This window comes from Streptomyces sp. NPDC043878 (assembly GCF_056435735.1).
On record NZ_JBWKDW010000040.1, the window covers coordinates 1 to 10,849 of the forward strand.

The window sequence follows — 10,849 nt, forward strand, 5'->3', positions numbered from 1 at the left end:
CCCCCCCCCCCCCCCCCCCCCCCCCCCCCCCCCCCCCCCCCCCCCCCCCCCCCCCCCCCCCCCCCCCCCCCCCCCCCCCCCCCCCCCCCCCCACGTCCGTGCGGCTACTCCGCCACCGGCAGCCGCGCACCGTCCCGCAGGAACAGCGGGATGCGGTCCAGCGGCGCGTCGACCGTGACGCTCCCGCCGCCCTCGTACGACTCGCCCGTCCACGCGTCCGTCCAGCGCGCGCCCGCCGGGAGATACGCCTCACGGACCGTCGCGCCCGCGGTGAGGACGGGGGCCACCAGCAGGTCACGCCCGAACAGGTACGCGTCGTCGACGGACCAGGCCGCCTGGTCCCCGGGGAACTCCAGGAACAGCGGCCGCATCACCGGCAGCCCCTCCTCGTGCGCCTCGCGCATCACGTCCAGGACGTACGGCTTCAGGCGCTCCCGCAGCCGCAGGTACTTCTCCAGGACCAGGCCGGCCTCCTCGCCGTAGGACCAGACCTCGTTGGGACCGCCGGTCATGTCCGGGCCCAGCGCCATGCCCGGGTCGCGGAAGCCGTGCAGACGCATCAGCGGGGACAGGGCGCCGAACTGGAACCAGCGGACCATCACCTCGCGGTAGCCGGGGTCGTCCGGGTCGCCGCCGTGGAAGCCCCCGATGTCCGTGTTCCACCAGGGGATGCCGGACAGGGAGGTGTTGAGGCCGGCCGCGATCTGGCGGCGCAGGGTCGGGAAGTCGGTGCCGATGTCACCCGACCACAGGGCGGCGCCGTAGCGCTGACTGCCCGCCCACGCCGAACGGTTGAGGGTGATCACCTCGTCCTCGCCGGCGGCGGACAGCCCCTCGTGGAAGGTGCGGGCGTTCTCCGCCGGGTACATGTTGCCGACCTCCAGGCCGGGGCCCGCCCAGTAGCGCAGGTTCTCCGAGAAGCCCGGTTTCAGCTCCGGCTCGCAGGCGTCCAGCCAGAACGCGGTGATGCCGTACGGCTCCAGGTAGTTCTCCCGCACCCGCGACCACAGGAAGTCCCGCGCCTGCGGGTTCGTGGCGTCGTAGAACGCGACCTGGACCGTCGAGGCGACCCCCTTGTCCGGCCAGTCGGCGTGCGCCGTCGGACCGTACTGGGTGCCGATGAAATAGCCGCGCTGCTCCATGAGTTCGTGGTTCTCGCTCAGCGGGGACACCGACGGCCACACGCTCACCACCAGCTTGACGCCGAGTTCCTCCAGCTCGCGCACCATCGCCGCCGGGTCCGGCCACTCGGCCGGGTCGAACTTCCACTCGCCCAGGTGCGTCCAGTGGAAGAAGTCGCAGACGACGGCGTCCAGCGGCAGCCCCCGGCGCTTGTACTCCCTTGCCACGGAAAGGAGTTCCTCCTGCGTGCGGTAGCGCAGCTTGCACTGCCAGAAGCCGGCCGCCCAGCGCGGCAGCATCGGGGTGCGGCCCGTCGCCGCGCTGTAACGGCGCTGGCCCTGGGCCGGGTCGCCCGCGGTGATCCAGTAGTCGATCTGGGGAGCGGAGTCCGCCACCCAGCGGGTGCCGTTCCCGGCCAGTTCGACGCGGCCGATCGCCGGGTTGTTCCACAGCAGGGTGTAGCCGCGGCTGGAGGTGAGGACCGGGATACCGACCTCGGCGTTGCGCTGGACGAGGTCGATGACCAGGCCCTTCTGGTCCAGCCGGCCGTGCTGGTGCTGGCCGAGGCCGTACAGCTTCTCGTCCGGGTAGGCGGCGAAGCGCTGCTCCAGCCGGTGCCGGCCGCCGCCGACCGGCGTGTACAGACGCGGCCCGGGCCACCAGAAGTGGGCCCGCTGCTCGGCGAGGAGTTCGGAGAGGTCGTCGGTGCGCAGGAACCGGACCAGTCCCTCGGCGTCGATCTCGACGGTCAGCGCGCCGACCGTCAACCGCCCTTCCCCGTCGCCGACTTTGACCCTGCTCTCGGTGGCCGGCGCCTTCTCCAGCAGTGCGCCGGGCAGCCCGTCGAGCACCGGGCCGCCGAGCCGGGCCCGGACCCGGACGGCGTCCGGGCCCCACGGCTCGACGCGCACGGTCTCCTGGCGGCCGCTCCACTCCAGCGCGCCGTCCCGCTCACGCAGGATGCCGACGGTGGGTGACGACTGCGCGAGGCTGACCGCGCTGTGACCGGGCTGGGGTGCGGCGGGCTGGTTCACGTGGGTGCTCCTTTGAAGGAGTGCGGGGGTCGGCGTGCGGGTGGAGCCGGACATGGCGGTGCCGTGAGCGGGGCGGGAGGTGGCCCGCTGGAGGCGGAAGCGAAGGGGAAGGGGAAGGGGACAGGGAAGCGGGGGACGGCGTACGGCGGTCGGTTCGGCCCGAGGGGACGGCCGTCGGGTCAGGAGACGGCGGCCGGGGCGGGCCCCGTGCTGGTCCGTACCGTCAGCTCGGGGGCGATCAGCACGACGTCGTCGCTGCCGTGTCCGTCCAGCTTCGCGACCAGGTGCTCGACCGCGCGGCGGCCCATCTCCTGGGCCGGGATGGCGACGGAGGTCAGCCGCACCGACGCCTGCTGGGCGACCTGGTCGGGGCAGATCGCGACCACCGACACGTCCTCGGGGACGGCGCGGCCCTGCTGGCGCAGCAGGGCGAGCAGCGGTTCGACCGCCGACTCGTTCTGCAGGACGAACCCGGTCGTGCCGGGGCGTTCGTCGAGAATCCGGTTCAGGGTGACGGCCATCGCGCCGTACCCGCCCTCGCACGGCCGGTGCAGCAGCCGCACCCCCGACTCCCGCGCGCCGGAACGGAGTCCGTCCAGGGTGCGCTCGGCGAAGCCGGTGTGCCGCTCGTAGACCGCGGGGGCCTCGCCGATGACAGCGAGGTCACGGTGGCCGAGCTTCGCCAGATGCTCGACGCACAGCGCGCCCGTCGCCCGGAAGTCGAGGTCGACGCAGGTCAGGCCACTGGTGTCGGCGGGCAGCCCGATCAGCACGGACGGCTGGTCGGTGCCGCGCAGCAGCGGCAGCCGCTCGTCGTCCAGTTCGACGTCCATCAGGATCATCGCGTCGGCGAGCCCGCTCCCGGTGACGCGGCGCACGGCGTCGGGGCCCTCCTCGCCGGTGAGCAGCAGCACGTCGTACCCGTGGGTGCGGGCGGTGGTGGCCACCGCGATGGCGATCTCCATCATCACCGGCACGTACATGTCGGTGCGCAGCGGGATCATCAGCGCGATGATGTTCGACTTGCTGCTGGCCAGCGCGCGGGCGCCCGCGTTCGGGTGGTAGCCGAGGTGGCGGATGCTCTGCTCGACCCGCTGCCGGGTGGTCGCGGAGATGGACCGCTTGCCGCTGAGGACATAGCTCACCGTGCTCGCCGAGACTCCGGCGTGCTGGGCGACCTCGGCGAGGGTGACCATCCAGCTCTCCAAGCTTTGTGAAGCGCTTCGACAGTGCGCAGTGCGAACACGGTGGGTGGGGGTGGTTCGACAGTAGCCGCACCGCGAGTGGGTGTCCATAGGCTGTCGAAGCGCTTCGACAACCTTTTCCCGTAGGGCGACTCACCCGGCGGGGCGGCCGCCCGTACGACGGCTCACCCGGCGGGGGCGGCCACCCGGGCGGGTGCCGCGGTCGGGTGCCGCACGGTCAGGCGCGGCCCGGGCCTGTGCGCCCCGCGGAGCGCCGCCGCGGGAGGGGGCGGGCGCGGGGAGCGCCGGCGCGGGCGGGTGCCGGCACCCGGGCCGCGGGCGCGGAGGGGCGCGCACGCGGGAGGGCGTCAACCGAACCGTCCCCCCGGAGGCACTCCCGGCGCAACACCGGGGACCGGGTCCATCCGGCCGTCCGCTCCGGCCCGCGGCCGGTCGCCCCGTCGCCGGGCCCTTCCATCGGTCCGTCCGCTCCGGCCCGGAGCCGGTCGCACGCGCCGCCGGGCCTGCCGGCTGTCTGTCCGCCCCGGCCGGTGGCCGGTCGCCCGCGCCGCCGACCCTCCCGGCGCGTGGTCGTTCGCCTGCGTCGCCGGGCCCGGCCGTCCGCCCCGGCCGGTAGCCGGTCGCCCGCGCCGCGACCCTCCCGGCGCGTGGTCGTTCGCTTGCGTCGCCGGGCCCGGCCGTCCGTCCCGGCCGGTGGCCGGTTGTTCACGGCGCCGGGCCCTGGCGGTCGCTCGTCCGTCCCGGCCGTCCGCGGCCCTCCCGGCCGTCCGTCCCGGCCGGTGGCCGGTTGCTCGCGGCGCAGCGTAGTCCCGCCCGTCCGACCGCTTCGGCCCGCGGCCGGTCGCCCGCGCAGCCGGGCCCTTCCGTCCGTCCGCCGCCTCCGGCCCGCGGCCGGTCGCCCGCGTCGCCGGTCGGGCACTCGTCCGGCTCAAGCCGCCCGGCGGGCCGGGACGCAACCCCTCCGACGGGTCAGGTGCCGGGTCCCGCAGGGGTTCGGGACCCGCCGGCACCGGGCCGCGGGTGGCCGACATCGGCGCAGCGGCCGCGCGAGGGGTGGTGGGGGCGCCCGGGATCAGGTACATACGATCGGGTAGCACCCGTCGGTAACCATACGGCCCCAAGATCCCGATTCGCGGCGAGGTGAGCCTCATGTCCGCTCCACCCACCCACTCCTCCAGGCCAGCCGTCACCGAACGTGAGGCCCGTCAGGTGGCGGAGGCCGCCCGGGAACAGGACTGGCGAAAGCCCAGCTTCGCCAAGGAACTGTTCCTCGGGCGCTTCCGCCTGGACCTCATCCACCCCCACCCGCTGCCGGCCGACCAGGACGCCCGGCGCGGCGAGGAGTTCCTCGCCGTGCTGCGCGAGTTCTGCGAGACGAAGATCGACGCGGCCCGGATCGAACGTGACGCGCAGATCCCCGACGAGGTGATCGACGGGCTCAAGGAGCTCGGCGCTCTCGGCATGAAGATCGACACCAAGTACGGCGGCCTCGGCCTCACGCAGGTCTACTACAACAAGGCCCTCGCGCTGGTCGGCTCGGCCAGCCCGGCGATCGGCGCGCTGCTGTCCGCCCATCAGTCGATCGGCGTACCGCAGCCGCTGAAGATGTTCGGCACCCAGGAGCAGAAGGAACGCTTCCTGCCGCGCTGCGCCCGGACCGACATCTCGGCGTTCCTGCTCACCGAGCCGGACGTCGGCTCGGACCCGGCACGCCTGGCCACCAGCGCGGTCCCGGACGGGGACGACTACGTCCTCGACGGGGTGAAGCTGTGGACGACCAACGGCGTGGTCGCCGACCTCCTCGTCGTGATGGCGCGGGTCCCGAAGTCCGAGGGTCACAAGGGCGGCATCACCGCGTTCGTCGTGGAGGCCGGCTCCGAGGGCGTCACGGTCGAGCACCGCAACGCCTTCATGGGCCTGCGCGGCCTGGAGAACGGCGTCACCCGCTTCCACCGGGTCCGCGTCCCCGCCGCGAACCGGATCGGCCCCGAGGGCGCCGGCCTGAAGATCGCGCTCACCACCCTGAACACCGGCCGGCTGTCGCTGCCCGCGATGTGCGTGGGCGCCGGCAAGTGGTGCCTGAAGATCGCGCGCGAGTGGTCGGCGGCACGGGAGCAGTGGGGCAAGCCGGTGGCCTTCCACGAGGCGGTCGGCGCGAAGATCAGCTTCATCGCGGCCACGACGTTCGCCCTGGAGGCCGTGGTCGACCTGTCGAGCCAGATGGCCGACGAGGACCGCAACGACATCCGCATCGAGGCCGCCCTCGCCAAGCTCTACGGCTCCGAGATGGCCTGTCTGATGGCCGACGAACTGGTCCAGATCCGCGGCGGCCGCGGCTTCGAGACGGCCGCCTCCCTCGCCGCCCGCGGCGAACGCGCGGTCCCCGCCGAGCAGATCCTGCGCGACCTGCGGATCAACCGCATCTTCGAGGGCTCCACCGAGATCATGCACCTGCTGATCGCCCGCGAGGCGGTCGACGCCCACCTGTCGGTGGCCGGTGACCTCATCGATCCCGACAAGTCCCTGTCGGACAAGGCGAGGGCGGGCGCCAACGCGGGTGTCTTCTACGCCAGGTGGCTGCCGAAACTCGTCACCGGACCGGGTCAGCTCCCGCGTTCCTACGGCGAGTTCAGGCACGGCGTGGACCTGTCGGGGCATCTTCGGTACGTCGAACGCACCGCCCGCAAGCTGGCCCGCTCCACCTTCTACGCCATGTCCCGCTGGCAGGGCCGGATGGAGACCAAGCAGGGCTTCCTCGGCCGGGTCGTGGACATCGGCGCGGAGCTGTTCGCGATGAGCGCGGCCTGCGTACGGGCCGAACTCCTGCGCGCGCAGGGCGATCACGGCCGCGAGGCGTACCAGCTGGCCGACGTGTTCTGCCGCCAGTCCCGCATCCGTGTCGAGGAGCTCTTCGGCCGGCTGTGGACCAACACCGACGACCTCGACCGCACGGTGGTCAAGGGCGTCCTGGCGGGCACCTACGAGTGGCTGGAGCAGGGAGTCGTCGACCCCTCGGGCGAGGGGCCGTGGATCGCCGACGCGACCCCGGGGCCCAGCGAACGGGAGAACGTACGCCGGCCCATCCGCTGACCCCGCCCGGCGGCACCCGCCGTCCGGGCCCCGCGCCGCACCGGCGCGGGGCCCGGACCCGCGCGGACCGGCGGACTCCGTGGCCCCTGGCCGCGGGACGCGCGCGGCGGTCGTCAGGCCGGGCGGCCGTCTGCCCCGGCGGCCCCTCACCGCCGTACCCGCGCGGCCGCGGTCCGCCCCGCCGTCCGGCCGGGTGACAGTCCGGCCGCCCGCGAGGCCACCGCCCCGGCCGCCCGCGAGGCCACCGCCCCGGCCGCCCGCGAGGCCACCGACCCGGCAGCCCGGGAGGGCACAGCCCTCACCCGTCCTTCACCCCGCCCTCACAAGGGCGGATTCCGCTGCATTCGATTCCATCCGGTGCCGAGACGAGACAAGACACCCGCCCGAGGGACGTGCTGTCCGCCCGGGCGCCCGTTGCGGCCACAATGGGGGGATGAGCGACAGCCCAGCCCCCCTCGCCGACCCGCACCTCGTCTACGATCCCGTGGCGGGCGGCGGCCCGAAGGACGTGGTGATCCTCGGTTCCACCGGCTCGATCGGCACCCAGGCCATCGATCTCGTCCTGCGCAACCCGGACCGCTTCCGGGTCACCGGACTCTCCGCCAACGGCGGACGGGTCGCCCTGCTCGCCGAACAGGCGCACCGGCTGCGGGTGCCGACCGTGGCGGTGGCCCGCGAGGACGCCGTACCGGCACTGCGCGAGGCGCTCGCCGGGCGGTACGGCACGGAGCCGCTCCCCGGGATAGTGGCCGGACCCGGCGCGGCCACCGAGCTGGCCGCCTCCGACTGCCACACCGTCCTCAACGGCATCACCGGCTCCATCGGTCTCGCCCCGACCCTCGCCGCCCTGGAGGCGGGACGCACCCTCGCGCTCGCCAACAAGGAATCGCTCATCGTCGGCGGCCCGCTGGTCAAGGCACTCGCCAAGCCGGGGCAGATCATCCCGGTCGACTCCGAGCACGCCGCCCTCTTCCAGGCGCTGGCGGCCGGCACCCGCGCGGACGTCCGCAAACTCGTCGTCACCGCCTCTGGCGGCCCCTTCCGCGGCCGTACGAAGGAGGAACTGGCGAACGTCACCGTCGAGGACGCCCTCGCGCACCCCACCTGGGCGATGGGCCCGGTCATCACGATCAACTCCGCGACCCTCGTCAACAAGGGCCTGGAAGTCATCGAGGCGCACCTCCTCTACGACATTCCCTTCGATCGCATTGAGGTCGTCGTGCACCCGCAGTCGTATGTCCACTCGATGGTTGAGTTCACGGACGGATCGACACTGGCCCAGGCGACGCCCCCCGACATGCGGGGGCCGATCGCCATCGGTCTCGGCTGGCCGGAGCGCGTCCCGGACGCCGCTCCCGCCTTCGACTGGAGTACGGCCTCCACCTGGGAGTTCTTCCCCCTCGACGGCGACGCCTTCCCGTCGGTGGGACTCGCCCGGCACGTCGGACAGCTCGCGGGCACGGCTCCCGCGGTGTTCAATGCGGCCAACGAGGAGTGCGTCGAGGCCTTCCGGTCCGGCGCGCTGGCGTTCAACGGCATCATGGAGACCGTGACGAGGGTGGTGGAGGAGCACGGCACCCCGGATACGGGAACGCCGCTCACCGTCACGGACGTCCTCGACGCGGAGACCTGGGCACGCGCCCGGGCAAGGGAACTGACGACACAGACGGCGGAGGCCCGTGCATGACGACCCTGATGTTCTTCCTCGGCATAGTCGTCTTCGCGTTCGGCCTGCTGGTCTCGATCGCGTGGCACGAGCTGGGGCACCTGTCCACGGCCAAGCTCTTCGGCATCCGCGTACCGCAGTACATGGTCGGCTTCGGCCCGACCATCTGGTCACGCAAGAAGGGCGAGACCGAGTACGGGGTCAAGGCCGTCCCGTTCGGCGGCTACATCCGGATGATCGGCATGTTCCCGCCCGGCCCCGACGGACGGCTCGAGGCCCGCTCCACCTCGCCCTGGCGCGGCATGATCGAGGACGCCCGCTCGGCCGCGTTCGAGGAGGTCAAGGAGGGTGACGAGACCCGCCTCTTCTACACGCGCAAGCCGTGGAAGCGGGTCATCGTGATGTTCGCCGGCCCCTTCATGAACCTGATTCTCGCGGTGGGCCTGTTCTTCACCGTCCTGATGGGCTTCGGCATCCAGCAGCAGACCACCAGCGTCGCCTCCGTCTCCCCGTGCGTCATCGCGCAGAGTGAGAACCGCGACTCCTGCAGGAAGACCGACCAGCCCTCCCCGGCCGCGGCCGCGGGGCTCCAGCGGAACGACCGGATCGTCGCGTTCGGCGGGGTGCGCACCGACGACTGGAACAAGCTCTCCGACCTGATCCGGGTCAGCGCCGGCAAGGACGTGGCGATCGTCGTCGACCGCAAGGGCCAGGAGGTGACCCTGCACGCGAAGATCGCCACCAACCGGGTCGCCAAGAAGGACTCCAGCGGGGCGTACGTCCAGGGGCAGTACGTCGAGGCCGGCTTCCTCGGCTTCAGCTCGGCCACCGGCGTCGTCAAGCAGGACTTCGGTCAGTCCGTGACCTGGATGGGCGACCGGGTCGGCGACGCCGTCGACTCCCTCGCGGCACTGCCGTCGAAGGTGCCCGCCCTGTGGAACGCGGCCTTCGGCGACGGCCCGCGCGAGCCCGACTCCCCGATGGGCATCGTCGGCGCGGCCCGGGTGGGCGGCGAGATCGCCACCCTCGACATCCCGGCCTCGCAGCAGCTCGCCATGTTCGTCATGCTCCTCGGCGGCTTCAACCTCTCCCTGTTCCTCTTCAACATGCTCCCGCTGCTCCCGCTCGACGGCGGACACATCGCGGGCGCCCTGTGGGAGTCGCTGCGCCGCAGCGCGGCGAAGGTGCTGCGCCGGCCGGACCCCGGTCCGTTCGACGTGGCGAAGCTGATGCCGGTGGCCTACGTGGTGGCCGGGGTCTTCGTCTGCTTCACCCTGCTCGTACTGATCGCGGATGTGGTCAACCCGGTGCGCATCTCCTAGCCACCCGGTGTTCACGGCGGCCCGGAACGGCGTTTTCCGGGCCGCCTTCCATCGAGTGGGTTTACGGGCGGGATGTGCTCCGGCCTCGGGCCGTGCCGTAATCTCGAAGTCTGGAGCCCGCTGCTGACGGGACCGGACCTTGATCCACGACTTGGGGTTGCACAGCAGATGACTGCGATTTCTCTCGGCATGCCGTCCGTTCCGACCAGGCTCGCCGAGCGCCGCAAGAGCCGGCAGATCCAGGTCGGATCCGTGGCGGTGGGCGGCGACGCGCCCGTGTCGGTGCAGTCGATGACCACGACACGTACGTCCGACGTCGGCGCGACCCTCCAGCAGATCGCCGAACTGACGGCCTCCGGCTGCCAGATCGTCCGGGTGGCCTGCCCCACCCAGGACGACGCGGACGCGCTGGCGACCATCGCCCGCAAGTCGCAGATCCCCGTCATCGCGGACATCCACTTCCAGCCGAAGTACGTCTTCGCGGCCATCGAGGCCGGCTGCGCCGCGGTGCGCGTCAACCCCGGCAACATCAAGCAGTTCGACGACAAGGTCAAGGAGATCGCCAGGGCGGCGAAGGACCACGGCACCCCGATCCGCATCGGGGTCAACGCCGGCTCCCTGGACCAGCGGCTGCTGAAGAAGTACGGCCGGGCGACGCCCGAGGCGCTCGCCGAGTCCGCCCTGTGGGAGGCGTCCCTCTTCGAGGAGCACGACTTCCGGGACCTCAAGATCTCGGTCAAGCACAACGACCCGGTCGTGATGGTCGAGGCGTACCGTCAGCTCGCCGCCCAGTGCGACTACCCGCTGCACCTCGGGGTGACCGAGGCCGGCCCCGCCTTCCAGGGCACCATCAAGTCGGCTGTCGCCTTCGGCGCGCTGCTCTCCCAGGGCATCGGCGACACGATCCGCGTCTCCCTGTCGGCGCCTCCCGTGGAGGAGGTCAAGGTCGGCAACCAGATCCTGGAGTCCCTGAACCTCAGGCAGCGCGGCCTGGAGATCGTCTCCTGCCCGTCCTGCGGGCGCGCCCAGGTCGACGTGTACAAGCTGGCCGAAGAGGTCACCGCCGGTCTGACCGGCATGGAGGTCCCGCTGCGCGTCGCCGTCATGGGCTGCGTCGTCAACGGGCCCGGCGAGGCCCGCGAGGCGGACCTCGGCGTCGCCTCCGGCAACGGCAAGGGACAGATCTTCGTCAAGGGCGAGGTCATCAAGACCGTCCCCGAGTCGAAGATCGTGGAGACCCTCATCGAGGAGGCCATGAAGCTGGCCGAACAGATGGAGGCGGCCGGCGTCGCCTCCGGTGAGCCGGAGATCTCGGTCAAGGGCTGACGGGCCTTTGGGGGGTGGGGGGGTGGGGGGGGGGCGCCCACCACCCCCCCCCCCCCTCCTCCCCCCCCCCCTGACCCCAACGCG

6 protein-coding genes are annotated in these 10,849 nt (G+C 72.6%); 4 read left to right on the forward strand and 2 right to left on the reverse strand.

Going from position 1 to position 10,849, the window contains the following annotated elements:
• Window positions 1-104 precede the first annotated feature (104 nt).
• Window positions 105-2,156 carry a glycoside hydrolase family 31 protein gene (locus AC07AZ_RS35850; protein ID WP_478854944.1) on the reverse strand — a complete coding sequence of 684 codons (2,052 nt, stop codon included), beginning with the start codon at window positions 2,154-2,156 and terminating at the stop codon, window positions 105-107.
• 179 nt (window positions 2,157-2,335) lie between these two features.
• Window positions 2,336-3,352 (reverse strand): LacI family DNA-binding transcriptional regulator, encoded by a 1,017-nt coding sequence (locus tag AC07AZ_RS35855; protein WP_478854945.1) that lies wholly within the window; start codon window positions 3,350-3,352, stop codon window positions 2,336-2,338.
• Between the two features lie 1,158 nt (window positions 3,353-4,510).
• On the opposite strand from AC07AZ_RS35855, the gene AC07AZ_RS35860 reads away from it, so the two are divergent.
• From AC07AZ_RS35860 to ispG, 4 genes are all read left to right on the forward strand, one after another.
• The gene (locus AC07AZ_RS35860; protein ID WP_478854946.1) at window positions 4,511-6,451 is read left to right on the forward strand and encodes an acyl-CoA dehydrogenase family protein; all 1,941 of its coding nucleotides are present in this window, start codon (window positions 4,511-4,513) and stop codon (window positions 6,449-6,451) included.
• 433 nt (window positions 6,452-6,884) lie between these two features.
• A complete protein-coding gene (dxr, locus tag AC07AZ_RS35865) occupies window positions 6,885-8,138 on the forward strand; it encodes a 1-deoxy-D-xylulose-5-phosphate reductoisomerase (protein WP_478854947.1) in 1,254 nt (417 codons plus the stop codon).
• A gap of 8 nt (window positions 8,139-8,146) precedes the next feature.
• Window positions 8,147-9,439, forward strand: a complete 1,293-nt coding sequence (locus AC07AZ_RS35870; protein ID WP_478854976.1) for a M50 family metallopeptidase — start codon at window positions 8,147-8,149, stop codon at window positions 9,437-9,439.
• Window positions 9,440-9,607: 168 nt separating this feature from the next.
• Window positions 9,608-10,765 (forward strand): flavodoxin-dependent (E)-4-hydroxy-3-methylbut-2-enyl-diphosphate synthase, encoded by a 1,158-nt coding sequence (gene ispG / locus AC07AZ_RS35875; protein WP_478854948.1) that lies wholly within the window; start codon window positions 9,608-9,610, stop codon window positions 10,763-10,765.
• Window positions 10,766-10,849 lie beyond the last annotated feature (84 nt).